The sequence below is a fragment of the Paraburkholderia lebeckiae genome, from assembly GCF_050436225.1.
GTDB lineage: Bacteria > Pseudomonadota > Gammaproteobacteria > Burkholderiales > Burkholderiaceae > Paraburkholderia > Paraburkholderia tuberum.
Genome location: NZ_JBNDLU010000001.1, coordinates 601,705 through 628,525, shown reverse-complemented (window position 1 = coordinate 628,525; position 26,821 = coordinate 601,705). Strand labels below are relative to the sequence as shown.

Here is a 26,821-nt window from a genome sequence, read left to right as displayed (position 1 = left end):
ACGGCGGCCAAACTTGTCCAATAGAAGTAACGACATGCAAGAAGTTATCGAACAACTGCGTCACCTCTCGTCGGCCGAGGATTTCCTGCGATTCTTCGACATCGCATTCGACGATAAGGTGGTGAACGTGAGCCACCTGCACATCCTCAAGCGCTTCTTTCAGAATATCGAGCAACAGAAAGAACTGCCGCGTAACAACGCGACGGCCGTGCTCGCCGTCTATCGATGCCTACTGCAGAAGGCCTACAACGACGTCGCTGTATCCACGCCCGCGGAGCAAAAGGTCTTCAAAGCATCCAGCCTGCGCGACGTGTCGCTGAAACTCGTGCACAAGATATTCGCTCGCCATCCTACATTGGAGGCGGACCTGTTGATGAAGAGGGTCCCATGAACTCGCCCGCTGCCTCGGACAAGAAGCCGGCCGCGCCGGTCAAACGGGCCGCCGGCCGTAACCTCAATCTGCCCGAAGATCTGAAAGCCTACCTGGGCGTCTGGGTCTTTCTCGAGCACGACCGCGGCCACGTGCATAGCGTGTCGTGGAAGCTGCTCGGTGAGGCGGGCAAGCCCGCCGACAAACTCGGCAGTCGTGTCACTGTGGCCGTGCTCGGCGGTACCGACGAGCCGCTTGAGCAGTTTGCCAGTGAGGCGTTCAGTTTCGGCGCGGACAAAGCGTACGTGATTCACGACCCTGTGTCGCTCGGCTATCGCAACGAACCGTTCACGAAGGGGCTGACCGACCCGGTCAACCAGTATCGCTCCGAGATTCTGCTGCTCGGTGCAATCTCGATGGCCCGGGATCTCGCCGGATCTGTCGCAACGACGCTCTTGACCGGCCTCACCGCCGACTGCACTGAGCTGAACATTGTCCCGTAGTTGCAGCATTCTGTGCACGGACCATCACAACCTCGAATGAGCGTGTCCGCGCGGCGGGCATCGCATCCAGTTCAGGTTCGCGTAGACAAACACATCCATCGTCACATCGGCTTCCGAGCGCCGCAAAAGCGGCCGGACGCCTCACCACTCACCATATCAGAGCAAATTGATGAATCTCATTACTGGTATCGAATCGACCGATCTCTTCGGCGGCAACGTTCCCTCCCCCGTGCTACAGCTGATCGAGAGAACCCGCGGCGGCAGCAATGACGATGTGGCCGCCGCGTTGTGGACTGCGGTCCTGTCGTACCCGCGCTGCCTGCCTTCCTACTATCTGCTGTATAAGTTCCATGCGAACCGGGGTGAACTTGGGGAGGCGCAGGAGGTCGCGACCAAGGCTTTGGCGGTCGCCGCCCGGCAGGCGTCGCTCGACAGCGACTGGTGTGCGGTACAGCCGGGCGACACCGACTTCACCATTCCTGGTCCGGGCCGCTTCTGGCTCTTCACCCTGAAGGCGCTCGCGTTCATCAGCGTGCGGCGCGGTGAGCGCGCCGTTGCACTGAAGCTGATCGCCAAGCTGCGCAGGCTGGACCCAATCGATTGCATAGGCTTGGACGTCGTGGAAGCCTTGCTCGCACAGTCCGGGTCCCGATAATCGCCGCCGGAAGATCAAGTGACAGATCGACAATATGTCCCCGGCTTGGCTATGGCAGAACTCCATTGCAGTTCATGGCGATCGTTTCAGTAGTCAAAGCCGACGCTCACCGCACACTTCGCGCGGGCGCGCGCGCCATGCCGTGGACGTTTTTTCAGCGAGCCGTGGAAACCGGTAGCCCAGCGGTGCCGACAATTCGGCGAACATCCGATAAAGAGACTGCGTCGCAAGCAGGGGTTGCGTTGCAACCGGAAACGCAAATCAAGGCAACAACCAGATTGACACACGGCTTGCCGGTCGCGCCGAACCTGATCGATCAGGCGTTCGCCGTCACCGTGCCGAATGAGGCCTGGCGTGGCGATACACGTTATATCGCCACAAAACCCTCGAAACCCCACGAATTCATGCCGCAAAAACCTTGCTGAAAGATCCCATTTCCTAACTTGGCTGGATTGGTCTTCGCGTGATCTTACGCGGAGCAATCATGCGCGACGCCTCCTGCAATATTATCTCCCGCATCCAATTGCTTGCCGGATCACTGTTGTGAAGGGCAGACCATTGGACGGCCTCGGTAAATGCGGGAAGTGGCAGCGGAAGTTCGACGATCCGCAGAGGCATCGTTTTTTCGAAATACTTGACCAGCCTTAAGGGCATCGTTGCTATACGGTCAGTGTTTATTAGCATAGGCGGGATCAGGCTAAAGCTCGGCACGATGACCTCGTCCCGTCTCTTGAGACCGTGCTCAAGCAAAAACCATTCCTCGATGGAGGGCTGCCGCGTACGTCCGAACTTGACCATAACGTGCCCCATCGACATATATCTCTCGAATGTGAGCTGCCCTGATAGCTGCTTGTTCGTGCGGCAGCCTACGCACACGAGCGTCTCCTCGAACAGCTTCGCTTTAGGGTGCGTGCTCGACATGAACATTTCCGGCAAGATAAGAAAATCGGCTTCGCCGCGCCGGAGAACCTCATCGGGGTCATCGGCAAGTGGCAGCAATTCGAAGCTGACGGCGGGGGCTTCCCGTGCAATACGCTCCACAATCTTTCGAAAAAATACGACTGCCATGAAATCGGAAAGGATGATCCTGAAGCGGCGATCCGATTTGGCTGGGTTGAAGACGTCCCGGGAAATAACGGAGAGCTGGATGTGCACCAGAGCCTCGCGGATTGGCGCAGCGAGCCCTTCTGCACGCGGTGTTGGGACAAATTCCCGGCCCCTCATCGTAAATAGTTCGTCGCAAAAATAGGTGCGTAGCCGGGCGACGGCCGCGCTCATGGCCGGCTGGCTCAGGTTGATGCTGCGTGCCGCCGCGGTGAGATTACGCTCGGTCATCAGAGCATCGAGCGCGACGAGGAGATTTAGATCGAGGCCCTTGAAACGCATGATCCCAAGTTATCCATAATGTAGATGTGTTCCATCAAAACAATCGATTTTACGAATTGTACGACATAGAGGATAGTGTTCCTGGTAGATCCATTTCAATTTCACAAACCTGCTGGCGCCTTCGTGGTGCCGAGGTAGTGGATGAAGTGTGTCGTAGAACTGAGCGAAGCCGAGGAAATCACGTTGCCGCAGTTGTCGATCAATCACATGCATCGGGAGCCTCCTCGCGAACCTGCCGCATGTTTCGCAGAGATTGGAGATTTCCTCGGGGTTCCAGCGCTTCAGCTTTCTGGTCGCGCCATCCTTCAGCGCCAAGAAACGCAATCCCTGGACCAACCGGTACAGAATTTTCATGAATTGCGGCGAGATTCTTTGGGGCTGGTGACGTCTGACCGGTGTTCCCAGCGGCGAGCGATACCCTGCCTTACTTAGGTGGTAGGGATTCGAGTCTTGCCAATAGGGCCTTCCTACCACGATGAAGGAGAGAGACATGCTGTGCTTAGGAGTGAGTGGCGGGCTAGACAAAGTTCATGAAAATCCACTCGCACTGCCGAACACATTTCTGCACGACGGCGCTGCGGTGCTTGTCCGGGACGGACGCGTAATAGCCGCCGTCGAAGAGGAGCGCCTCAACCGGATCAAGCACTCTAACAAGTTCCCGAGCAGTTCAATTCAATACTGCCTCGCATCCGCAGGGATTCAGCTCAGCGATATCGACCACATCGCGTTTTACGCTACCGAGGCCTATTGCAACGTCATGCTCGAACGCCTGTTCCTGTCCCAGCCGAACATCTCCATTCCGGTGGATGCCAAGCTGTTTCTGCGCAACTTACTAATGCAGGAATTCGGTACCGAGGTCGATCCTTCGCGAGTCTCATTCGTGAGTCACCATCTGGCGCATGCCGTGAGCGCGTTTGCGATGTCTGGATTCGAGCAAAGTCTGATCCTCGCGGTCGATGGCGGCGGTGATTTCCTCTCGGGGCTCTTGGCGCTCGGATCTGGAACCGAAATTACGCAACTCGCGACTTTCGCAGAGCATAATTCTCTAGGGCTGTTTTATCTCGAAACAATCCGGTATCTCGGTTACGGCTTGTTCGACGAATACAAGGTCATGGGGCTTGCACCTTATGGGGATCCCGCTCCCTATCGCGGGCTCTTCGAGCAATTCTATCAACTGTCCGCCAACGGTGAGTACCGCGTATACCTGGACCGCATCGGCCCGACGTTGCTCCGCAGCATCCAGGTCCGGCGAAAGGGAATGCCATTCACACAGCAGCATCGAGATGTGGGTGCTTCATTGCAGGAAGCGCTTGAGCGCATCGTGTTTCACATTCTCCGCCATCATCGCGAGGTCACCGGTATGAAGCGGCTGTGTATAGCCGGAGGAGTAGCTCATAACTGCACCATGAACGGTAAGCTGCTGTATTCGGGACTTTTCGAAGACATCTTCGTGCAGCCCGCAGCGCACGACGCCGGTTGCGCACTAGGCGCTGCCCTTATGATGTCAAACGACTTCGGTCGGCCCCCGCCGCGTGAGCGATTGCAGGAGGTTTATTGGGGGCCCGATATTGGGCGCGATCTAGTCGTGGAGCAAGAATTGAATGCGTGGGCCGGACACCTCGACGTTGAACGCAGTGATGACGTGGCAGGCAGAGCAGCCGACTGGATGGCCAATGGCGCCGTGATCGGCTGGGTGCAGGGTCGTTCGGAGTTCGGGCCACGCGCGCTTGGCAACCGCAGCATTCTTGCCGATCCCCGGCCGGCCGCAAACAAGGACCGGATCAACGCCATGGTCAAGAAGCGCGAGGGTTACCGACCGTTCGCGCCATCAGTGCTCGAGGACGATGCGCGCGAATTTTTTGACCTCCCAGAGGGCACCCGCGAATTCCCTTTTATGAATTTTGTAGTTCGCGTGCGCGACTCCAAGCGTGCCTTGCTCGGCGCCATCACGCACATTGACGGTACAGCGCGGCTGCAAACAGTATCGCGCAAGACCAATCCCGCCTACTGGGAGGTTATTAATGCGTTCAAGAAGCGGACAGGAATCCCAATTCTGCTCAATACTTCCTTTAATAACAACGCTGAGCCGATCGTAGATTCGGTTGCAGACGCGATTGCCACATTTCTGACGACAGAGCTGGATGGACTTGTGGTCGGGCCGTTCCTCGTCAAAAAGCGGCCCGCAACGCAGGAACATTGGACTGCGCTCGCGGTTTCACTGCCGCCCTATGCATCGCTCTATCGAGTCCGCGCTCACACAGCGCGGGATCGTCAGGAGACGGTGTGCGAAATTCGCACCGGCGGCTCCAACTGTGACAGTGTGCGTATTTCACATGAGTTGTTCGATCTGCTGATGCGGATCGAAGGCGAAGCCGTGCTCGGACATCTTCTCGATACGATTACGCCTGAGCAGACTCGACGTGAAGCCCTCGTCAATGAGCTCCGCGGATTGTGGGAACAGCGTCGGGTTCGGCTACATCCCTCACGGGCGTTGTCACGGTAACGACGCCCTTCCAATGAGTGGCTGAAGATCTGAAACTAGGTAACAGCGCTCGCGAGCTATTTTTCTAGAACGTTAAACAATAGCGTTTGGCCGCCGCGCAGTTCTTGTACCAACACGCCGGTGTCCAACGGAGCACCAGTCCCGGCCCAAGGTCCGGACACTTGCAGCGGCGCACCATAAAGGTAGGCGGAATTGACACATCAAACGAACTTCGAATTGCTGCGCCGGGAATTGGACGCAGACGATCCATGGCGGCTCGACAGCAATCCCTTTGAGCACGAGCGCCACAGGCAAATGCTTCGGATGGCACTTTCGCAGGGATCCGTCACAAATGCGCTCGAAGTCGGATGCGCAGGCGGAGCCTTCACGGAAAAATTGGCACCGCACTGCCAACGGCTCACCGTGATCGATATCGTGCCACGCGCAATTGCCAGGACACGCGAACGGATGATGGACCCACCACACATCAATTGGATCGTCTCCGATGTCCAGCATTTTTCGACTGAGCAACAGTTCGATCTGGTCGTGGTGGCGGAGGTTCTCTATTACCTCGACGGCAGCGCAGAGGTGCGTGCGGCTGTCCGCAATTTAGCACGGATGCTTGCGCCCGGTGGACAGCTGGTTTTCGGATCGGCACATGACGCCAATTGCCGGCGATGGGGCCACATTGCCGGAGCCGAGACGGTCATAGCCATCCTGGAAGAAGAGCTGGTTGAAATCGATCGTTTGAGGTGCGTCGGTCAGTCGTTGAATGAAGACTGTCTGCTAGCCTGTTTTCGAAACGCCGCTTCGCCTTCGTGTGGACCAACTTATCAGCGTTAGGCCGGGAGATATTATGCGCATCTGTGGGATCAAACTGACGCACGACGGAGCGATCGCCCTTGTCGAGGATGGAAAACTGGTTTTTTGCGTGGAGCAGGAAAAGCGAGACAACAATCCGCGGTATCAGGCGATCGACGACCTCGACGCGATCGCGATCGCATTGGCCGAGCATGGTTTCGATGCGCACGATATCGACCAGTTTGTCATCGACGGCTGGGACGGAGTAGTCGAGTCGCAGTTTCGCGTCCTCAGTGGGTCGATTCCCGTCAGCCTGAAAGGAGCTCCTTATGCCGAACGCCGAGCCGATGATCTTCTCGCTTCGCTCGACGGCTCCGGACTGCTTGTCGGCGGCCAGTCCTTTCCTTATAAAAGCTATCCTCACGTGTCAGGCCATGTGGCCTCCGCGTATTGCACCAGTCCCTTTGCCCAAAGCGGGCAACCTGCATTCTGTTTGGTGTGGGATGGTGGCATCGTCCCACGCCTCTACCATGTAGAACGCCACCACGCCCGCCATGTTGACTGCCTGTTCCCCGTGATAGGTCACATCTACGCTGCGGCGGGTCATCACTTTGGTCCTTATAAGAAGCCGGGCGGCGCCCGGTGGGATCTGGGTGTGGCCGGCAAGCTGATGGCTTACATCGCGCTGGGCTCCGTTGACGAAGATATCGTTGAGGTATTTCGCGAGCTTTATCAGGCACGCTTTGCTGGCGACACGGAGTGTGCGCAAGCTTATCGCGAGAACATCCACAGCGCGGACGCGTCACTAGCGGCTGTAGGAGAGTTCTTCGAAGCAAGCGCGCTGCGACTGGAAGCCAAGCCGCCCGAAGACGTACTCGCCTCGTTCCATGTATTCCTCGAGCGTCTTCTCGTTCATGAAATGGGTATCGCGCTGCAGCGCCATTCGATTGCGGGGCCGAAAAATTTGTGCATCGCTGGCGGATGCGGACTCAATATCAAATGGAACAGCGCCCTGCGCGCGAGCGGTTTGTTCGACGCAATCTGGGTGCCGCCGTTTCCCAATGATAGCGGGTCTGCGATTGGCGCCGCTTGTTGCGCGCTGGCAGTCGAGAAGGGCTTCGTGCCGCTGGAGTGGTCGGTATATAGCGGACCGGCCTTAAAAGGTTGCCAAGTACCGCCCGGATGGACGGCGTCTACTTGCTCCATTGCAGAACTCGCCAGCATACTCGCCAATAGTGAGCCCGTCATTTTCCTTGCCGGCCGGGCCGAGCTCGGACCACGAGCATTGGGGGGCAGAAGCATTCTGGCCGCCGCGACTTCGCCCACAATGAAGGATCATCTCAACGACATCAAGTTTCGAGAGCACTTCCGTCCCGTGGCGCCAATTTGCCTTGAGGATTGTGCGCCGACTATTTTTAGCCCGGGGAGCCCTGATCCCTATATGTTGTTCGATCATCAGACGCGCGCGGAATGGCGAGAAAAAATCCCTGCCGTCGTGCATCTCGACGGATCTGCCCGATTGCAGACCATTTCAAGAACTTCCAAGCATCCGGTGGCGCAACTTCTGGTCGAATACGAAAAGCTGACGGGTATTCCGTTGCTCTGCAACACGAGCGCCAACTATCACGGACGAGGTTTCTTCCCGGACGCTGCTTCAGCCTGTGCGTGGGGACGCGTCGAACGTGTGTGGTGCGATGGTTTGTTACTGACCAGGACTGGTCTGTCGCCGTCAGTCGACGAAACACTTTTCGCTACGTCGCCGTTCGAAGATTGCTGACGTTGCAGCTCAGTGGTCAGTACGACGCGGTCAATTGTCCCGGCAGCTCGCTCTATCGCAGCTACGGTCCGAAGACGATCAGCAGGCCGCCCCTGCCTCGATTTTCGCAAGCACTTATCCCGGGCGGAGGTTGCTCATCGACCCGCGGAACCTCGATGCCATCCTCGGAAACTTGGCATCTTCTTCAAAATGCTGTGGGTAACGGGGCTCACGGAGCGTGCGGGTTGAAGCTGGAGAAATCCAGCTTGCCGGCGATGAGAAAGAGGACGGTGCGCATCGTCGTGAAGCGCGTGTAACCGCGAGCCTTGCGCTTGCAGCTTGAATCAAGCCGTTGATGGCCTCGATGAAGCCGTTGGTCTGGCGGGTCTGAGTCCAGGCGACGATGCCATCGAAGTGCCGGCAAATCAGACGTGCCACGTCCTTCATCGGCTCGACTTTCGAGCGCATGACGTTAGTGCACCACTGCCGCAACATCGCGGAAACAACATGGATTTGCTTGCGCTCGAGAATCTCGCGCAGTTGCTCGCGATACAGCCAGGCGCGGGCGGTGCGTTTGGTGGCGCACTGCCTGACCAGCGCCTCGAGGTCGGTCAATTGCCCAGATTCAGTTTGTTCACGTCCTTGAGCAGCGTCCAGCCCATCCCCTTGAGTTCCGTGTCGGCTTTCTGCTGCTGGCGGCGGACCGTATCGAGCGCCTTGGACGCGTGGGCGACGACGTGAAACTTGTCGAATGTCAGCCGCGGATTGGGCAGATGTACGCCCACGCCCTTGATGAACGCCGGCGACATGTCAATGCTCACCGAGGTGACCTGTTCGGGCGTGCACCGCATTAAACTCAACTGCAAGTCTATCCGTCGAGCCGGGTCAACTCAAACCGCGCTATCCGGTCGGTGTCAGCGCGCGTAACGGTGGAATTTTTGAGCGGCTTCGGCACGGCAGCAGGCGCTGCCCGCGCCTCGCACCTTAAAGGGCTGCCGTGTATCGACGGGCGACCACGCCAGCAGTTACGCGGCCTTACGAGGTTGTTGAGTTCGATGGCCACCGGACAGGTTCCGGCCATAGATGACATCAGGCCGAGTTCGGTGCAGAGCGAGCCGTTTAGTTCGTCACTTGGTAGATGCTTCCGGCTTGTCCGATACGCCATCTTCCCCATGAGTGCTAACACTGGAAGAATCAGGAGGTCCACTTCACCCCAACGCCTCGGTCACCAGGCGATGCTGTTCGGTGAGATGTGCGCGAACTGACGAATGTGCACCCGATGCCGTAGAGGTGCGACAGACTGGCGTAAGAACAGATCCGGACGGCAAGATGGTCTCGAGTTCGTCGCGAACAAACCGCCAGGCCCCCTGGTTTGCGTCCTCTTCCTGTGCCCAGACAACCTCCCGCAGGTTACTAAATTCAGCCAGAATGCAGGCAAGCTCGAGTTGGGGAAACGGATAGAGCTGCTCGACCCGTATCAAAGCGGTAGCCGAATCAACGGCATCACCTCTGACCCCTTGCAGTGCATAGTGAAACTTCCCACTAGACAGTACGACTCTCCTCACACGGTTCGCGTCAGAGATCGAGCTATCCCGGATCACCGGAGAGAACGCCCCTCCGAGGAATGTCGATACTACCGAGTGCGACCGAATATCGGAGTAAAGTTGCGTTTTTGGTGCCATCACGATGAGTGGCTTGGGATGCCGTGCCGTGGCCTGCTGGCGCAAGATATGGAACCACTGAGCAGACGTCGACGGACAAACGACGCGCAAATTGTCGCTTGCACAAAGTTGAAGGAACCGGCCCAGAAACCCGTTCGAGTGCTCCGAACCGTCTCCTTCGTGACCGTGCGGCAACAGAACGACCAGCCTTGACTGATAACCCCATTTGTATTCGCCAGCCGCGATATATTGATCGATGATGACTTGCGCGCTGTTTGCGAAGTCACCCAATTGCGCCTCCCATATCGTTAGGCGCGAGGGGGATTCGACGCTATATCCATACTCGAAACCGAGCACCGCCTCCTCTGTCAAGGGCGAGTTAACAATATCAAACTTGCCCTGACCTGCAGAGACACTGGTCAGCGGGATGTGAACGCCACCAGCCTCCTTCTGATCACCCTGGAGGTGCCATACAGCGTGCCGGTGCATGAAGGTACCTCGCCCTACATCCATTCCTGATATCCGGACGTTATATCCATCGTCGAGCAGCGAAGCATATGCGAGATTCTCCGCGAGGATCCAGCTTACCTGATTTCCCTCACCTGATAGAGCATCGCCCCACGTCGAGAGCAGCTTGTCCACGAACCTATGAATCGCAACCCCTTGTGGTACTCGTGTAAGCGCCTGGGTTAGCGACTGAAGCCTTTCGAGGGAAAGCCCCCGAATCGAAATCGTCGCATCGAGGTTCCGATCAAATCGAGGTGCGACGCTGGAATCGATTGCCTCCTTTCCACGACCAAACTGATGAAGCGCTTCCTTGCGCAGGAGATCGATTGGCGGGATCTCCTCGAACAATCCGTGATACAGCTCTGTTACTGTCGGATGAGAGTCGATAGCGCGCTGCCGAGCCGGCTGGGTGATTGCCGGGATGTCTTGCTCGAAGTGGCCGAGCCGGCGGTAGCCGATCAAGTCGATGACAATGTCCGAATTGAATGTCATCCGGTATTCGAGCGCGAGCTTCGCAGCCGTCACGACAGCATCGGGGTGGTCAGCGTTGACGTGCAGTACAGGCACATCGGCGACTCTCGAGACGTCCGTGCAATACGCATTCGCCTCTACGTTGATCTGATTTGGTGTGGTGCCGCCGATCTGATTATTAACGATGACGTGGATCGTCCCGTTCAGCGAGTATCCCTTTTTCCGCGTGAGAATCAGCGTTTCCATGACGACACCCTGCCCCGCGAAAGCCGCGTCACCGTGGACGACGACCAGGACGCAACCACTCTCTGGATGGTCGTCCTGATATGCACGCGCCATCCCACTGACTACCGGATACACGCTTTCCAGATGAGAAGGGTTGGGTGCAAGCTGCACCGACACGTCACCGTACGGCGTTTTTTTGAGGGCGATGGCGCCCTGATGGTACGGTAGATCCGTCTGCCGCAAAGCGAAATTAGAGTCCGGGTCTAGATACGTGAGGACTTTTCCGGGCGGGAAGTCCATTACATTTACGAACGCATTCAGCCTGCCTCGGTGGGACATTCCGAAAAACACCTGGCTCACTGCGTGGCGACCGGCACTTTCAATCAAGGCATCAAGCAGAGGAATCAGGCTCTCACATCCCTCTAGCGAAAATCGTTTCGCGTCACCGAAGATTTCGGCAACGTGTAGTTCCCACATCTCCGCAGAGAGGAGCCGAGAGAACACAGCACGGCGCTGCTCGATGGCTAACTCAAAGTCCTCCGGCAGTGACTCCATATATTCAAAGAGCCAGCGCTGTCTTGTCCCATCGCGAACACCGCTGCAATCCAGTCCGATCGCTCCGCAGTAAATCCTTTTGAGGCGCTGTTCAAGTTCCCCAACAGTCTTATCCGCTTCGAATCCCACATAGGGTACGCCTAGAAGGTCAGTTCCTCTGAGTCCATGGAACTTGGCCGTCAACTGCGACAAGTCCGGATGAGAACGGTGCCCAAGTGGGTCAATGCCTGCAATACGATAGCCAATTCGCCGGTATGCATCGATAAAGCGCTCCGCCTGCGAAAGTGCGATATTTTGTGAAGCCTTCGGAATTCGATCACTTGGTGAGCCGATCGGGATAATGGTGGTGGGCTCGTAATATCTGCTGGACATGTCGAATGTATGGTTGGACAGAATTGGTTAATCGAGTCTCGCCACCCGAATCATGACAATGCCAAAATTTCCGATCAAAGCTAGGAGACTGCAGTAAAAAATAGGGGGTCTACGTCGGATAACGAGCGGAACCGGAGCGCTCCTCTTCAAGCATTTGCGCTCCTTCAAATCTCATCGAATCTTCCTCTCAACGGTTCGTGTCTCCGTCCTTCTTGCCATCCTGGGGTTCTGTCGCAGTAAGGCTTATATTCTAAATTAGAAGAGTAAAGATCGATGACGTAATTGACGATGCCAATAGTGAAATCGAACTTCATGCGAGTTTCTAAACGGTTGCACCACCCATTTGATGTGATCCTATTGTGCGTTGGTACGCCACCTATCCGTGGAGGCTTCGGCACCTGAAAGAAACAATGATGGAGCAAGGCGTCTCAGCGGAACATTCAACCGTACATCGTTGGGCCATCAAACTGCTGCCGATGCTGGAAAAAGCGTTTTCCCGCAAACGCTCCGTTGGCAAGAGCTTGCGTGTCGACAAAACCTACATCGTGGTCAACGGCCAATGGAAATACCTGTATCGCGCCGCCGACAAGGCCGGCAACACGATCGACTTTCTGTTGCATGCCCATCGGGACAAGACTGCGGCACGGCGGAATTTCGAAAAATAGATATTCCTGAATGGCGAACCTGGATCGACAGAAGCGGCGCCTGAAGGTCCGGCAGGCTACGTACCTGAACAATATAACTGAGCAGGACCACCGCGTGATCAAGCGATGCACCCGTCCCATGTTCCGGTTCAAGAGTTTCCGGTGCGCACGCATCCTACTCGGCGGCATCGAGGTGGCCCACATGATCTCCAAGGGACAGTTTAAAGGGCATCGGCACCCGACAAACATTCGCCGACCGATTCTTTCGTTGGAGGCGTAAGCAATCCTACTCATACCGTGCTTTGCTCCACCTACAATTGTTATGGCGACAGAAACCTCCGGTCCGCGCCGCTCGGAGGCTTTCTAGCAGCCAGTACTCACGTCATTCATTCCTCGCTTACTGATACCGAGAAAGTAACATTCTGGTTAAACCCACAGGCAAACTGTGTGGGGGCTCGCGCACCGACTTCCAAGCGACATAGGTCGGGAACCGTGGACGTGTCGGACCGCATGGTAGCGGCCGCACGACCCCGCAGTTGCTCACGAAGCTGCATGAATACTACACAGACCTTCAACGATCGTGGTTGATGTGCGTCAATCAGTTCATTGATTGGGAAGCTTCTGTTCTCATGACACTGGTAATCATATAGCCGGCCCCCTCCGTTCCACGACCACACTGTTGTTCGAGTGCAGGTCGATTCCACTAAACTTGTTCATGCCGGCCTCCTGTGTGTCACGTCGGTGTTCGCACCTCCGACTCTACGTCAGCCGTTCGAGAGGTCAGCGATGAAACGGACCGGGTTGTCTACCAGCGGCGGTTACCGAACGATGCGCTCCAGATTCGGGCCGCTCTGGCACCGTACCGGCCCGAACTGGTCGGGGTGATCATCGAAGCGACGTTCAACTGGTACTGGCTGGTGGATGAGTTAATGGAGGATGGCTATCAGGTCCATCTGGCGAACCCAGCGGCAATCAGGCAGTACGAGGGCCTGAAATACAGCGGCGGACTTCACCGATGCAGCCCATCTGGCGCAACTCCTGCGTCTGGGGCTATTGCCAGGGTTGTGTCGCGATAAGATTGGCAAGGCAATAAAGTTCTGCAATGACAAGGAGTCCTTACGCCACCAACGAATAGAACTGATCGGCGGCGGTTCGGGGGACGCCGCTGTCCTTCATCTGGACTTTCCTGATCATATGCATCGTCTCAATGCCTGACAGGATGATGCGCGATACCTTGACCGAACCATGCAGGCCAACTCCGATGCTACGTCCTGATCCGCTTCGCGATGTCGTCCTGATTGTTGACGACACACCCGAAAACCTCTCTATTCTGCATACCCTGCTCGACAAGTCGGGCTATACGGTGCTGGTGGCAACCGACGGCGCGGAAGCATTGGATCGCGCACGCCGCTTGCCGCCGGACCTGATCCTGCTCGATGCGGTGATGCCCGGCATAGACGGCTTTGAGACCTGCCGACGACTCAAGGACGATCTCCAGACCCGTCCGATACCGGTGATGTTCATGACCGGTCTGGCCGAGACTGAGCATGTTCTGCAGGGCTTCCAGGCTGGCGGCGTCGATTACATCACCAAGCCGATTCGTCCCGCCGAAGTGATAGCGCGCATCGCTTCCCACCTGCGCAATTCGCGCCAGGTAGTGCAGACCCGCGCGGCGATGGATGCCGCCGGCCAGGGTGTGGTCGCAGTCGACCCCAGCGGCAAAGTGCTGTGGCTGACGCCGCTTGCCCAATCGTGGCTGCGCAGCTCGCTCGATGACCACGGTCGCTTGCCGGTGGCATTGTGCAGTTGGCTTCATGACGCGCTCGAGGCTCGCGAGGTCAGGGCGTTCGAATTGCTGGCCGCGAGTGAACAACTTATCGTCAGCCGACTGCGTGGCGGCGCTCAGGGTGAAGAATTGCTACTGATCCAATGCAAGGCCGGCTCGCCCGGACCCGCCGCGTTGATGCAGGCATTTGCGTTGACGCCTCGCGAGGCCGATGTGCTGTATTGGGTCGCGGTGGGCAAAACCAATCGCGATATCGCCGATATCCTGGGCATGAGCCCGCGCACCGCCAACAAACACCTGGAACACGTTTTCGAAAAGCTTGGTGTAGAAACCCGTACCGCGGCCGCGCGCATGGCGTTGAATGCGGTGACACTGCACACCACGCAGTGATGCGTCAGACGAGGCAGATGACGGCGCCAACGCCGTAATTTAGTCAGTTAGTCTCCAAGCAGTTCAGTTGAGGCTTTCCTCTTGCAGTCCGTCGTGATATCGCTAACCGCATCGGGCCCCCCGGCGATGCGGCGGCATGTAATGGCGCCGGGCAAAGCGCGCTGGCGGTAAGCGGTCCTATGCCAGGCACGCTCGCGAGCCTGCAGCTCGTTTCGTCGCTTCGGTGCGCCAGGGTTTCGTGCGGGCCCGCACGGCCCAGGCCAACCAGATCCGCGGTCTGCTCGGCGAGTTCGGGATCGTCGTTCCCCAAGGAATCGCGCATCTAGCGTCAAGACTAATGGAATGGACGCCCCCACCCGAAACGGCATCGATGTGCCAAATGGAAGTGTCAAAGCCACCACCTGAACGAGGGGAGCGCCCATCATGAAGATTACGACAGTTGGCATCGTCTTTCACCGGTTCGCCATCCCTGAAGGCAATGCCTTCCAGCAACAGCTTGATCTTTTCGGGCCAGTTGACGCGGCGCCAGGTTTTCTCGGCTTCCTCGATCAGCTTGAATGCCAGACCAAGGAAGGTTGGTCGCGACACACAGTTGCGCGTGCGCGTCGTACGGTGTCGCACCGTCGCGAACGTCGACTCAATCGCATTCGTGGTCCGCAAATGCTGCCAGTGCTCGGCCGGGAAGTCGTAAAACGCCAGCAGGCTTTCCCGGTCCTTCTTCAACGTTTCCGTTGCCTTCGGATATTTCGCCGCGTAGACCGTCACGAAACGATCAAACGCGGCATACGCGTCGGCGCGCGTGGCGGCCGTCCAGATCGCCTGCAGATCTGCTTTAGCCCTGCCTTGCTGCGACTTCGGCAGCATGTTCAGGACGTTGCCCATCTTGTGGAACTTATCCCGATGTCGGAATAAGTTTCACAAGACCGGCAACGTACCAACGCTTTGCCGAAATCGCAGCACGGCCGGGCCAAAGAAGCACTACAGCAAATCTGGCAGGCTGCCACACGCGACGACGCGCTCGTGGCCTTCAACCGTTTCGTCGACGTCTATTCGGCCAAATATCCGAAGGCCGCCGGGAAGTTGACAAACGATCGCGATGAATTGTTGGCCTTCTACGACTTTCCTGCTGAGCACTGGCAGCACCTGCGGACCACCAACCCCATAGAGTCGACGTTCGCGACCGTCCGGCATCGCACGACGCGCTCGCGCAATTGTGTTTCGCGGGCGAGCTTCCTCGGTCTGGCATTCAAGCTGATAGAGTCGGCCGAGCAATCGTGGCGGCGCATTCGCGCGCCGGAGAAGATCGCCTCGCTGCTTGAGGGAATCCCCTTTAAAGATGGCGTACCGGTGACCGACAGCACACCGGCTCAGCAGCCGCTGGCCGCCTAATCATGCCAGCCGCCCGTACACCACATTTGACTTTAACTCTGAATCCGCAGCCGAAACCCGCCCGATGCTCAACGCGAGCATCTCGGCCTTCCCCGTGGCCTCCTGCGGCGACGATACCCTGATATCCGGCGTCCGCGTACACGTCCGTTTCTTCACCATGCAGCAGCGCCTGGCAAACGCTGGGCGCATCAGGCGATAGTCGGCTACTCCAACGAACATTGCAATTCGGTCCGTGGCAGGCGTCCCCCTCCCGCCACGCTCGCTACCTCGCCGGGTTGATTTGGAAAGGTAAGCCTTTCCTTCGCGCAGTTCCGAGCATGACGGTCCGCTGCATGATGTGGAGCAGCCGCTCGAATGGCCGTGTGACGGCGATGGCGACCGGTGGCTCTTGGCCGACTGTACGCGTTCAGCGACGGAACCTTGATCCGCCATTCGCAGGCTCGCACGATGCCACCGGCCGCTTCGTGGCTTGATAGCTCAGTGAGCGCAACCCCGAGCGCACCGGTCAGCCAGATGTCGGGGCTCAAGACCGTTTTTCCGGTTGCGTCCGAAACTGCGCGGCAAAAAGGCTTGCTCAAGGGGATGCCCAGCGACAACATACAAGTTATCGCATCGGATGATCGCCGGCTTTAGGCGATGTGCGGATGCGCAATCGGACAACAAGTTCTTCAGTCGCGCCCCCAAAGTCCGGCCTTCTGCTATCCGTACCCTTCGTCAATCCGCACCAGCGCTTCCTCAACCAGTCGTGCGTCATCCTCGGTCTTCGCCATTTCGAGCGCAGTTCGGCCGGCAAACTGCTTGTGCGGCATGACCAGCCACCGGATCGCCTGATCCTGCTCCCGGAAGACGGCTATCGCCTGCGCGACTATTTTCGCGAGACGTGTCGCAAGGAGTAACGTGCCACGGGACTCGTCTTGCTCGCCGAACAGCAGTGGATTCATCTGGTCCACAGTTACCCGCACGTCCGGTCGGGAAACGACGCCCTTCAAGGCTTCAATCACGTTATCCGTTGCGGACGGCGGATCGACCCGCAGCCATGACCCGAGCGTATCGCGGAGACACTGCTGACAAAGGTCAATGCTCAGATGGGCACCGTCGCCAAAAACCGAGCCAAAGCCGCCGCGCCAGTCGAGCGACACTTTTTCATACCACTCCCCCTGGTCATCATCGGGCGACATGCGCTGGCTGCAGCGGTCGCATGTGCAAGCGGCGATCTCCTGCACCATCCTGTCACGGTATTCGCGCATGACCTACTCCCTTTCCCAGCCCGACTTTTTCCAGCCCGGAGGCACGAGACCGAGCTGCTTCGCGGTGGCGACCGGCAGGCGCAACAGCACCGTGCCCGGCCCGCGCTCCAGGTTCCCGAGCATCGTGACTTCAGCGGCTACACCGTCAAGTTCCAGATACACGACGTCCTCTGGCTCAAAAATCTCGGCGTAAAGATCCCAGCCGGGCTGACCGCCCTCTTTCGCCTGATACCGGATGTGATCCCTGCTGCTCATCAACCGCTGTTCCTTTTCCGAGCGTTTAGCCGACGCGCCACGTGTCACGGGCAGTCGCTTCAGATACTGGACGCAATCCGCGCCGTCAATGACATAAGCCTCTTTCTGCCACGCGGCGGTCGCGCGTTCGGACATCCGATCGGATCACCCAGAAATTCACCGTCCCACAGGTCCAGGCAACATACTTCCACGCCTGTTGCGACCCAGCCAGGGGCGGTCGGGTGGGATCGGCCCATGCTGTAATTGTCATCAGCATCGAAAAATTCCTTTCTATTGCCTGGAGGTGGGCGGGGACCTTGTTTACGGCAATCAGGCGACAACGAGGATTGACTCGGTAAGAAGATGATCACGTCACTGGACGTTATGCTCCGAATGTTCCGCGGAACCGGCGTGCGGCATCAACGACCGCAACGTGGTGATCAAGCGCATCCTTGGGCGCGATCGGGGCGGTACAACCCTCCTCCACAATCCAGCCGTTGGGAAAGTGAAACCAGGCGGCAATTGTCCACGGGTCCGTGGCGGGTCCGAGCTCTGCCAGAATTTCCCGGATGACCGGCAGCGGCTGATCACGATCATCGAACTGGTATCGGGCAAAGTACCGCTGACCTCCAGCTTCCACGCCAAAGATCCAGCCGCGTTGCTGCCATCCGGCTACGTCCGCGGGAACGGTGTCTGCCCCGATCCACTCGCCCTCGGCCAGTATTTTCAGGATCGTGTCTTCCCGCTGAACCTGAAGACTGTAGCGGGCTGTAGTCATCGCTGTTCCTGTTTTACGCGTGGCGAGCGCAAAGGTCTTCAGGCGCGCGCGCAACTGTGCGCTGCTCCCGTCAGGCGGCAATGATTGTCGCCGCCTTTTTCGCCGGTTCGCCCTGGTCAAGCGTGCTCCATGTCGAGATGCTCCCTCGAGTCCGTAGTCCTGGGGGTCAACCATTCTTTTGCAGGCGATCTCCTCGCGGCAGCGCCCATGCGCATCGCCAGAACGTTTGCGCCGCCTCAGCGCGCCACGGCACAGCTGCTCACAACTCGATCACCAGCGCCGGATCAAACGCCGGATTTTCCCATTCCAGGTCGGTCGGCGCACCCGCCATCAGACGGTTCGTCGCATAGCCGCGCGGGTTGGCAATCACCCGCGACTGGCCAACGCGATAATCGAACGAGTCATGCACGTGACCGTGAATCCACACGTCGGCCAGCTCGAGCACAGGTCGCAGGTCACTCACGAATGCAGCGTTGACCGGGTCGTTCGCATAGCGCGGATGAACCGACCGCGGAGCAACGCCGTGATGGGTCACGACGACCGTGCGCCCGTCGAAGGGCTTTGCCAGCTCGGTGCGCAGCCACCTCACTGTCTTTTCGTGCTCCGCCAGCGCGTGCTCCGGCCGAAAACGTGTGCCGTCGCCGACGCGGATCACACGATGGTCATGCAGCATCCGCCCGGCCAGCGCCATGCTCCGGTCGCGCACGCCACTGAGCGCATAGTCTGTCCAGAGGCAACAACCGAGAAACCGCACATCACCCATGACAAACGTGTCGCGCTCAAGGTAATGAACCGCAGTACCGGCCGCGCGCATACGGATGGAGTTGGCAAGCGTGTCGTACTCCGTGCCATACGCTTCATGGTTGCCATGCACGTAGATGACGGGCACCGGCCAGCGCGCAAACGGCTCAACCGCATCGGCCCCTTTCGCGATGTCACCCGCGAGCACCAGCACGTCCGCATTCGTCAGCCTGACGGGGTTGTGACCCGGAAAAGTCTGGTGCACGATCTCCAGATGCAGATCCGAGGCGATCTGGATACGCATGCCGTCAGCTCGTACCCGCGACATCAACCGCCGGTTTCCGGCGGCCAGCCTTTGACGAACGCGCCGGCGTGGACGGGTAAATGCGCTTTCCGGGAGAGTGTTTCTCCACGATACCGATCGGCATCGAGAACTCCTCCCCCGCTGCTGTCGTGAATCGCGCAAACGCCACCAGCGGATGGTTCTCGTCATAGGCGGCGGTTGCGCCGATGTGAATCTCGCTCAGCGGCTCGAGATTCCATTGTGCCGAGTCCCTGTCCGGTTTCGCGCTCAGCACTGCGGCGCCCCGCACCGTCTGGCCATCCGCCGCCAGTTGCAGCAGCGTCTTCGCGGCACCCGACGCGAATTCCACCATGGCAACCCGGGGCCGGTCGCGTTTGCTGGCGGCAAATTGCAGGATGAGCACATCACCACAACCCGCCATCTCGGCAACGGCCGACAACGTCACTCCGGGCCATGCCGGCAGACGATTCTGGTCAGAAGTCAAAAACATACGATCACTCTCAAAACAGCGAACTTGCCAACACACCGCTCGAAGCAACGGATCGGCACGCGTGAAATGGCATCCAGTCGAATCGGAATTTCCTGGAGCCTGCAGACGCACAAACAAGCGCTCCAGTGCACACACCCCGGCGGAAAGCGCACATCAACCCAAGTGCGGCAGACCCCGGTACCACGAATATGCAATCCATGACCGACACGTTTTAAAAAGCCGTCCTTCCCTCGCCCCGCAAGCATTTCCGGTCGATTGATGACGCCTAACTCCCAGTGTACTGGGAAGACAAATTATAGCGGGAAACTGAGAGTGCTCCCATTTCACTGGGAGCAGGATTTGGAAGAGGTACGGGCAGTTTTTGGCGTGCTGTTGCGGGAACGACGTCTTGCGGCCGGACTGACGCAGGAACAGCTTGCATTTGAGGCGTCAATCCGCCGGAACTACGTCAGCATGCTCGAACTCGGCCAGCACCAGCCCACGCTCACCATGCTGTTCTCGCTCGCCACTGCCCTCAGTTGTGCACCCAGCGATCTGCTCGCCGATCTGGAAGGTCGGATTGCAAAAGCCCGACGCCGAAAGGCAAGGCCGAAACGACAGCGCGCTGCCACGTCAAAGACCGCCACCGCACCGAGGAAAGCCTCGCGCTCCACAACGCAGTGACGCTTCCCCGATATCAGCCGGCGGCATGCGCCGCTGAAGTTCGACAGTGTGCTCCGCCATCCTCACACCGCTAGGTACCAGGCGTCCTTCGCAGGGCCGCGAACGTGTCCATCGGCTTGGTGACCCGTCCGCGTTTTCCGGTGATAAGGGCGTTTATCGCGGCGACGGCTTTTTTAACCGCGCCAAACCGGGTTGTCTTGCGTCAGATCTGTGCGTAATCTAATGGGGAAATCCCGCCCTGCGCTTCGCGCGGCCGGCTTTTTCCGACCTTCCCGCCTCGCGCTGGACTCCGCTGCCGGAGATCCCCATGTCCCGCCCCGCCGCCGTCACCCCCGATGCGATCCGTACCACCGTGCTCGCGATGCTCGCCGAGGCGGGCGACCCCGCCCCCGCGTCCGACGCCCGCTTCCGCCGGATCGTGTCGGTCCGCAAGCTGCGCGCGCGCCTGGGCGCCGGTGACCCCGCCACGCTTTCGCGGCACCTGAACGCCATCGAGGCCGAACTCGTCCACGCAGGCCTCGCCGGCTTCGCCGTGCCGGACGTGCCGCCGGCGATCGCTGCGCAGATGCGTGCCCTGTGGGAAGCCGCAGTCGCGACGCAACTCGAGGGCATTGTCCAGCTGCGCCGCGAGACCGAAGCGATGGTGGAAACCGCCACCGAGGCGCAGCGCAACGCCGGGCTGAAGGTCGAACTGCTGCGGGTCGAACTCACTGACGTGCGCAGCCAGCTCAGTGCGCGCGACGCGGAACTGGCCGTCGCCCGCGCCGCGTTCGAGGCGGCCGAGAAACGTGCCGCTGTTGTCGAGAACACCCTGGGACAGCTGCAGACGCAGCTGAAGAACGCTGAGACAGCGACGGCCGAGTCCGCCCGTCGGCATGCCAGCGGACTGGCGGCCGAACGGGCACGCTATGACGGCCTCTCGAAGCAGTTGCTGCGGGAAACGGCGCACCAGCGCGAAACCTTCCAGACCGAACGCGTGCGCCTCGAAACGGAACTCGCTCGCGCGGCGGAGCGCCTCGCGGCCTTCGAGTCGCTGCGCGACCGGCTGCTCAACGAACTGGCGGAGGAGCGAAATTCGCGGCAGCACGCCGCGGCGGAGGCGGCCGCACTCGCCACCGTGGTGGAGCAGCAGCGGCAGACGCTGGCGCTCGTCGGCACGGCGACGGCAAAGAAGCAAGCTGCCGGCGGCCGGCGGCCAGCGCGCGGCGCGACCCGAACGACACCGGCGGCCGCCAGCACGTCGTCAAGGAGAGCGCGATGAATCCCTCCGACTGGCACGATACGGGCTGCCGTCCCCCACAGCGTCTGCCCGGTTCCGTCGAGGCCGCGCTCGGGTACCTGGCCCACGCGCTCGGCCACCCGCTGTATTGCCGATGGACGCTCACGGCGCTCAAGCGCGGCTGCCCGTCGCTGGCCGACGCGAAGCGCGAGCACCCCGCCGTGTTCGCGCTGCTGCTCGAGCACGACACCGCGATCGAGTACTGGGAGCGCGGGCGCCTGCGCGTCGTTCCTGAAGCCGCGGCGCCCTCCGCGACTACCGTGCTCGAACGCGTCCTGCGGCAGCACCGGCGGCGCTTCCGTCAGGCCGCGACTGACGCGGCGGCAGACAGCGCGCGGGGTTCCACCGTCATCACGCCGGACGCGGCGCTGCTGCCTGCCGACGTCGGGGCGACGTGGGTCGCCCGCGCGGGCCGCTTTGCCAATCCGGTGGCGCTAACCAACACCCTCGGGGTCGCCGATGATACGCAGGCGGTGCGGCTTTTTCTGCGCGAGCGGGCTTCGCACTCGCCTCATACGCTGCGTGCCTACGTGACGGAGTTGCGGCGGCTCGCGGCCTGGTGCACACGCGAACGCCTGGGACCGTTTTCTGATCTGACGCGCCGCGACCTGATCGCGTACCGCGACGCGCTGCAGGCGCCGGGTACCGACGACGCAGGCAAGGTCCGGCGCGCGTCGCCGGCGAGCGTGTCCCGGGCGCTCGCCGCGGTCTCGAGCCTGTTCGCCTGGTGGCACCGCACGGGCTACCTCACCGTCAATCCAGCCGAAGGACTGGCCGCCGGACGCCGCGCACGCATGACCTGGACCCCGGTGCGGTTCCTGCCCGCCACCGCGCTCGCCCACTGCGACGCGGTCGCCGCCGGCGACGCGCCGACGAACGTACCGTCCACGGTCTGGGCCCGACGCCGGGCGATCTGGACGCTGTACCGCTTCGCCGGCGTGCGGCTCGCGGAACTCGTCTGGAATGAGGCACTCGCGCTGCCGCACGTTGAAGTCGACGAAGCCCGGCAGTGGACGCTGCACGTGCTGGGCAAGGGCCAGCGGCTGCGCGCGATCCCGCTACCCAGCGCCTGCCTGCCCCCGCTGCGCGCATACCGGCGTGCCGTCGGACTGCCGGCCGACCCGCCGGCCGAGGAACGCCTGCCGCTGATCCACAGTGAGCGCGGCCCGGCGCTCGGCCCGAGCGGCCTCTACGACGAAGTGCGGGCGGTGTTTGCGCTGGCCGCCATGCGCGCGCCGACGGAAGACCGTGCGATGCGCGCGGCCCTCGAACGGGCCTCGACGCACTGGCTGCGCCACGGCTATGCGCGCACGCTGGTGGTCGACCATGGGGTGCCGCTGCCGGTCGCCCAGGCGCTGCTGGGCCACGCGTCGGTGCAGACGACGGCGGCCTATGCGCGCACCGGTCAGGCCGAGGCGCGCGCGTTCGTCGAGGGGAGTTTTCCGAACAAAGCTTAACCCGTCGCTGAAACGACAGGGCAACGTCTGTCTTGCGACTTGGATGGACGCCCCTCGCTAGGTGGCCGCCCTACTTCCGCCTCCGTCCGTTCCTCGGCCTGAGCCGTCATTCGAGCATCGGTGCCGGTCAGACGGGTATGGGGCGCTTTCCTGTCATTCACAGGTCGGTGGTCGCGAATGACTCGTCCCGCGGAAAGCGAACGAGTACTTGCGACCCACTTCCGTCGTTCGGGTAGCCGCGCTGGCAACGGCCGTTCTCAACTCGGAACGGGCCATTCGTCCTCTCCACGTCACATGCCGCTTATCGGAAACTGCGAACGTTGAGGCAACTGCCCCACTAACGACAGCGAGCGCCAGCAATTGAAAAACGTAACAAGGCAACTTCGCTTAGACGTTACTCACGCCGGACGCCTCGAATCGTTTTGATCGAGGGCAAACCGTAGCATGATCAACGGACATATTTCATCTTAAGACCAGCTTTGTAAACTCGCCCTGTCCGCCATTGACCGGCATAGCCTGGTCTATCCTCGAACATACCTAAGGCCTTCATCCGAAGCAGGCTTTCGCGGATATTCTTTCCCTCAAGGTCCGTACCCTCCGAGAGAAGACCAATCATTTCCTCCACCACGAACGGGGTCTTTGCTCCAGTGAACGCATCCAGTAAGCGCCCAACGTCGCTTTGCTCAAGATCCAAAAGAGTGTACAGCTCTGTTTGCACTTCGCGGATGAAGGTCCCCGAGGCGCGGTCATACGCGTCCATAATGAAGCGACTCGCCAATCGACCATTCACGATGATTTCTTGTTTGTCAGCCGCTGCCGGTTTGATCGCGTCTTCCGCTACAAGTCGCAGGAATGCGTCAAAGAGGCGTGGGTAGAAGGATGCTCTCTTTTCGTCGTCACCCCCAGCATCGGAGAAATAAGTGGCGAAAAACGTTTGTGCTCTTAGACGATTGCGCTCTAATGACGCAGGGAATACTTGAAGCAAGAATTGCTCAGCTTCGTCCTCAGACAATAACCCTTGCGAAATTTGATCACGCTTGGCCTCAATACCTTCGCAGGTCTCTGAAAAGTTGTCTACAAACCATGCGAGACTGGCTATCCGAGCCACCGCGAAGTTCAAGATGGCGCGGCGATCCCATCGCAGCTCGAAGCTTCGTCCCTCGGTTTGCTGTTCAACATTTTGCGTAGCAGATTGAGCCAAATCAGAGCGCAAAAAAAGACGCGCAGTCAGCGGCGAGAGGTCAGGCTCAAACTGGATAGTACCGAGTACCCGAAAGAGCGCCTCAACGAAGGGTTTTAAGCGCACACCGCCGACGGCAGTCTCTATGCCGTCGATCAAAAACACTCTTTTCGTTGGATTCCCGGACAATGATTTTGCCAGTTCGTACGGAGTGCCGTAGCTCTTGAAGTCAGCTCCGTCTGCAATCAGCGAATCGACTCGCTTCTTCAAAGGGACGTTTGTCAAAATGGACGTGTCAGTGGCTGCATGCAGCAATGACCACCAAAAGCATTCTGCGTCATTACCGCATGCAGCTAATAAGGAGGTCGCTGTAAGGCCATTGCTAGTTACACCGCCTCCTTGATAGTCTGAGGCTACGAACAAGGCTTCACCGAGTCCTCTTGCATGCAACTCCCTGAGCAAGCGTGACTTACCGGTTCCCTTTCTTCCAAAAATATAAAGATACGGATTGTCGGGCTTGAAAAGGCGCGCCAACTCGGGTGTAAGGATAAACCAGCCCTCATCCGTTCCTCCGCTTAGCGTTAGCTTCGGAGTGGCGGTTACCACTGTGGTTTGCCGTGCTTCGTCCAAGACAAGAAGTTCCCGCAACCTACGGATTGACTGGGCGTTTCGAGGATGTATTTCGCTGGGACTGGGTAATACGTCCCTTAAAAGAAGCGAGTCGTGATACCAATGAATCCAGTATTCGTCGAGCTCGACTGGATCAATCGCGTCAGCACTTGGGTCAAGGCGACCGAGTGCAATTGACAGGCGTTCAAGCAAGGTCTGAGCGAATTTACTAGAACTGCTGCGGGACTCACCGTCATAGGACGGATCTAATGAAAAGTTAACAAATACGCCGGGACATTCTAAGTCCTGTGTCAGTAGAGTGTCGATCAACGACATCTCCATGCGACTGGTCATCGAATCAGGCCGCGCGAAGATTACAACCGGACCCGGAGCGGACTGCATAATTGGCAAAACAGATGTCGACAGGCCTGTTCGATGATCAACGAGCACTACATCATAACCAGATCCATCACCCGTCGTCTGTGCTAGTCCAAGTAGGTTTCTTACTCCGCTTTCAAGCGATTGCGAATCAAGAGACGCACCAAGCAAGAACGCTGCGTAGTCCATGTCATACGCTGGCGACCTTGGGCGGGCTGCGACCAAATCAACACTGCCTCCCTTTGGTGTGCCCACGTAGACGCCAGCGATCGGCTGCCACGTCTCTGTCCATCCACAGAGGCCCATGAACGTCGATTCAGGATTGTCGCAGGCGACAGCGAACAGGCTGTCGAGCGAGGGAGCCTCAAGATCTGCATCGAGGACAAGAACTCGATACCCATCGTTCGCGAGGCTTTTTGCAAGAAGTGCCAACAGCGTAGAACGCCCCTGCCCCCCCTTGTATCCGTAGAAGTGAATGACTCGTGGGGTGTTCGCTTCTTGTTCTGCTAGTTGCTGATGCTCCAGACTAGGCTGCGTATCGTTTCCGAACCACGGGAGCCAGTGCGATCCGCTGCCGGAGCCCAAAAACTCAACGCTGTCCGCATCGTTTTCATCGAGAAGATTTAGCGACAGCGAAACCAGCCGCTGTAGGCGATCAAGTTCTACAGGCGGGACGCCTGCTCGTTGGCAAAGAACCTCTCTCCTCGCGACATCGGAGAGCGCATTGAACTGCTCATCACGAACGATAAGATACAAAGTGGGGTGAAGAAATATGGCGCGCATCTTATCGCCATACTGCTGCTTCACTGCGGAGATAAAACCTGAGAGAGTCGTCACAATGACAGCTCCACTTGATTGTCTTTGAAAAACTGCAAGATGGCACGGACCTGAACATAGAGTGTCGCAAGTTCGCGCGAAACATTTGGCGCAGCACAGCCGTCAACCGCGAGGAGCGAGTATCGTATGTAAGGGTAACTGTCTGACGGACATTTCGTCGGCGTGCCAGAATGGGACTGAGTTGCGATTGAGCCAAGGCATGTTCTTAGACGTTGCGCGTGGGTTTTTCCCGCTCCGCGGACCGCACTACTAACCCCAGGGCGATTTACTAAACTTGTCAGGAGGCTCGGGACGTCATGGCCTCCATAGCTCTGCAGAGCCCGCTTCAAAGTGAGCTCAATACCTATCAGGAAGCAATAGACTCCCACGATCGGAAGCGACGAAGACGCTGCAGCCCCATCAAGAAAACTTTTGATATTCGTGTCGAAAATCATTTTTATCGGGCGCAGCGGTAGTTGTATCGTGAAGAATTGCAGTTTACCCGATCCTGCCTCCGAAAATCAGAACTTTAGCGAATGCTTAATGCTCCGTCGCACGCGTTTCGGCGACACAAACGTGTTGACTTTCGTCGGCGCGGGGCTCGAAGGGAGACTCGCGGTCATGGCCGTTCTGATCGGTCGCGAGGGGCCGGAATGGCCAATTATGCGACTTGCATCACTGACAATCGAACG

At 59.0% G+C, this 26,821-nt stretch carries 17 protein-coding genes and 9 pseudogenes; 15 read left to right on the top strand and 11 right to left on the bottom strand.

What is annotated here, in order from left to right:
- The first annotated feature begins 34 nt into the window (after positions 1–34).
- The 4 genes and pseudogenes from nifW to OKW45_RS02870 form a co-directional block, all read left to right on the top strand.
- A complete protein-coding gene (nifW, locus tag OKW45_RS02885) occupies positions 35–391 on the top strand; it encodes a nitrogenase-stabilizing/protective protein NifW (RefSeq protein WP_429465800.1) in 357 nt (118 codons plus the stop codon).
- Positions 388–870 (top strand): annotated as a pseudogene (locus OKW45_RS02880) (electron transfer flavoprotein subunit alpha/FixB family protein); the annotation flags it as partial. The gene nifW and the pseudogene OKW45_RS02880, both read left to right, overlap by 4 nt.
- Positions 871–1,042: 172 nt before the next feature.
- A complete protein-coding gene (locus OKW45_RS02875) occupies positions 1,043–1,528 on the top strand; it encodes a hypothetical protein (RefSeq protein ID WP_429465798.1) in 486 nt (161 codons plus the stop codon).
- 198 nt (positions 1,529–1,726) lie between these two features.
- Positions 1,727–1,908, top strand: a pseudogene (locus OKW45_RS02870) (IS3-like element ISBvi4 family transposase); the annotation flags it as partial.
- Between the two features lie 58 nt (positions 1,909–1,966).
- Here the strand turns inward: OKW45_RS02870 and OKW45_RS02865 are convergent.
- Positions 1,967–2,914: a LysR family transcriptional regulator gene (locus OKW45_RS02865; protein ID WP_429465796.1), complete on the bottom strand. Its 948-nt coding sequence runs from the start codon at positions 2,912–2,914 to the stop codon at positions 1,967–1,969.
- A gap of 490 nt (positions 2,915–3,404) precedes the next feature.
- Here OKW45_RS02865 and OKW45_RS02860 point away from each other — a divergent pair, with 490 nt between their 5' ends.
- The 3 genes from OKW45_RS02860 to nodU all read left to right on the top strand — a co-directional run bounded on the left by OKW45_RS02860 (position 3,405) and on the right by nodU (position 7,974).
- Positions 3,405–5,417 (top strand): carbamoyltransferase family protein, encoded by a 2,013-nt coding sequence (locus tag OKW45_RS02860; RefSeq protein WP_429465794.1) that lies wholly within the window; start codon positions 3,405–3,407, stop codon positions 5,415–5,417.
- Positions 5,418–5,609: 192 nt separating this feature from the next.
- Positions 5,610–6,239, top strand: a complete 630-nt coding sequence (nodS, locus tag OKW45_RS02855; protein ID WP_429465792.1) for a nodulation methyltransferase NodS — start codon at positions 5,610–5,612, stop codon at positions 6,237–6,239.
- Positions 6,240–6,252: 13 nt separating this feature from the next.
- On the top strand, positions 6,253–7,974 hold the full coding sequence (gene nodU / locus OKW45_RS02850; protein WP_429465790.1) for a nodulation protein NodU: 1,722 nt from the start codon (positions 6,253–6,255) through the stop codon (positions 7,972–7,974).
- A gap of 208 nt (positions 7,975–8,182) precedes the next feature.
- Here the strand turns inward: nodU and OKW45_RS02845 are convergent.
- Positions 8,183–8,792 (bottom strand): annotated as a pseudogene (locus OKW45_RS02845) (transposase); the annotation flags it as partial.
- Between the two features lie 369 nt (positions 8,793–9,161).
- Positions 9,162–11,744, bottom strand: a complete 2,583-nt coding sequence (locus OKW45_RS02840; RefSeq protein ID WP_429465787.1) for a 2-oxoglutarate dehydrogenase E1 component — start codon at positions 11,742–11,744, stop codon at positions 9,162–9,164.
- Positions 11,745–12,032: 288 nt separating this feature from the next.
- Between OKW45_RS02840 and OKW45_RS02835 the strand changes: the two are divergent.
- Positions 12,033–12,668, top strand: a pseudogene (locus OKW45_RS02835) (IS6 family transposase).
- A 448-nt stretch (positions 12,669–13,116) separates the two neighbouring features.
- A pseudogene (locus OKW45_RS02830) lies at positions 13,117–13,447 on the top strand (IS110 family RNA-guided transposase); the annotation flags it as partial.
- Positions 13,448–13,504: 57 nt separating this feature from the next.
- On the opposite strand, the pseudogene OKW45_RS02825 reads toward OKW45_RS02830, so the two are convergent.
- Positions 13,505–13,624 (bottom strand): annotated as a pseudogene (locus OKW45_RS02825) (IS6 family transposase); the annotation flags it as partial.
- A 25-nt stretch (positions 13,625–13,649) separates the two neighbouring features.
- Here OKW45_RS02825 and OKW45_RS02820 point away from each other — a divergent pair.
- Positions 13,650–14,564: a response regulator gene (locus tag OKW45_RS02820; RefSeq protein WP_429465785.1), complete on the top strand. Its 915-nt coding sequence runs from the start codon at positions 13,650–13,652 to the stop codon at positions 14,562–14,564.
- A 226-nt stretch (positions 14,565–14,790) separates the two neighbouring features.
- A pseudogene (locus OKW45_RS02815) lies at positions 14,791–14,907 on the top strand (IS110 family transposase); the annotation flags it as partial.
- Between the two features lie 104 nt (positions 14,908–15,011).
- On the opposite strand, the pseudogene OKW45_RS02810 reads toward OKW45_RS02815, so the two are convergent.
- A pseudogene (locus OKW45_RS02810) lies at positions 15,012–15,455 on the bottom strand (transposase); the annotation flags it as partial.
- Between the two features lie 25 nt (positions 15,456–15,480).
- Between OKW45_RS02810 and OKW45_RS02805 the strand changes: the two are divergent.
- A pseudogene (locus OKW45_RS02805) lies at positions 15,481–15,953 on the top strand (transposase); the annotation flags it as partial.
- Positions 15,954–16,651: 698 nt separating this feature from the next.
- Here the strand turns inward: OKW45_RS02805 and OKW45_RS02800 are convergent.
- From OKW45_RS02800 to OKW45_RS02780, 5 genes are all read right to left on the bottom strand, one after another.
- A complete protein-coding gene (locus OKW45_RS02800; RefSeq protein WP_184055960.1) occupies positions 16,652–17,200 on the bottom strand; it encodes an MbcA/ParS/Xre antitoxin family protein in 549 nt (182 codons plus the stop codon).
- Positions 17,201–17,203: 3 nt separating this feature from the next.
- Positions 17,204–17,455, bottom strand: coding sequence for a hypothetical protein (locus OKW45_RS02795; RefSeq protein WP_121319892.1), 252 nt, complete (start codon positions 17,453–17,455; stop codon positions 17,204–17,206).
- A 361-nt stretch (positions 17,456–17,816) separates the two neighbouring features.
- Positions 17,817–18,212: a hypothetical protein gene (locus tag OKW45_RS02790; RefSeq protein WP_429465783.1), complete on the bottom strand. Its 396-nt coding sequence runs from the start codon at positions 18,210–18,212 to the stop codon at positions 17,817–17,819.
- A 259-nt stretch (positions 18,213–18,471) separates the two neighbouring features.
- A complete protein-coding gene (locus OKW45_RS02785) occupies positions 18,472–19,257 on the bottom strand; it encodes a metallophosphoesterase (RefSeq protein WP_429465781.1) in 786 nt (261 codons plus the stop codon).
- 4 nt (positions 19,258–19,261) lie between these two features.
- Positions 19,262–19,747 (bottom strand): hypothetical protein, encoded by a 486-nt coding sequence (locus tag OKW45_RS02780; protein ID WP_429465778.1) that lies wholly within the window; start codon positions 19,745–19,747, stop codon positions 19,262–19,264.
- 312 nt (positions 19,748–20,059) lie between these two features.
- Between OKW45_RS02780 and OKW45_RS02775 the strand changes: the two genes are divergently transcribed.
- From OKW45_RS02775 to OKW45_RS02765, 3 genes are all read left to right on the top strand, one after another.
- Entirely contained in the window at positions 20,060–20,410 is a 351-nt protein-coding gene (locus tag OKW45_RS02775) for a helix-turn-helix domain-containing protein (RefSeq protein ID WP_429465775.1), read from the top strand.
- A gap of 307 nt (positions 20,411–20,717) precedes the next feature.
- Complete coding sequence (locus OKW45_RS02770; RefSeq protein ID WP_429465773.1) at positions 20,718–21,671, top strand: DNA-binding protein; 954 nt, start codon at positions 20,718–20,720, stop codon at positions 21,669–21,671.
- Positions 21,668–23,146: a tyrosine-type recombinase/integrase gene (locus OKW45_RS02765; RefSeq protein ID WP_429465771.1), complete on the top strand. Its 1,479-nt coding sequence runs from the start codon at positions 21,668–21,670 to the stop codon at positions 23,144–23,146. The genes OKW45_RS02770 and OKW45_RS02765 overlap by 4 nt, the downstream gene beginning before the upstream one ends.
- A gap of 448 nt (positions 23,147–23,594) precedes the next feature.
- Here the strand turns inward: OKW45_RS02765 and OKW45_RS02760 are convergent, their stop codons facing one another.
- Positions 23,595–26,150, bottom strand: a complete 2,556-nt coding sequence (locus tag OKW45_RS02760; RefSeq protein ID WP_429465769.1) for a MinD/ParA family ATP-binding protein — start codon at positions 26,148–26,150, stop codon at positions 23,595–23,597.
- Positions 26,151–26,821: the final 671 nt, after the last annotated feature.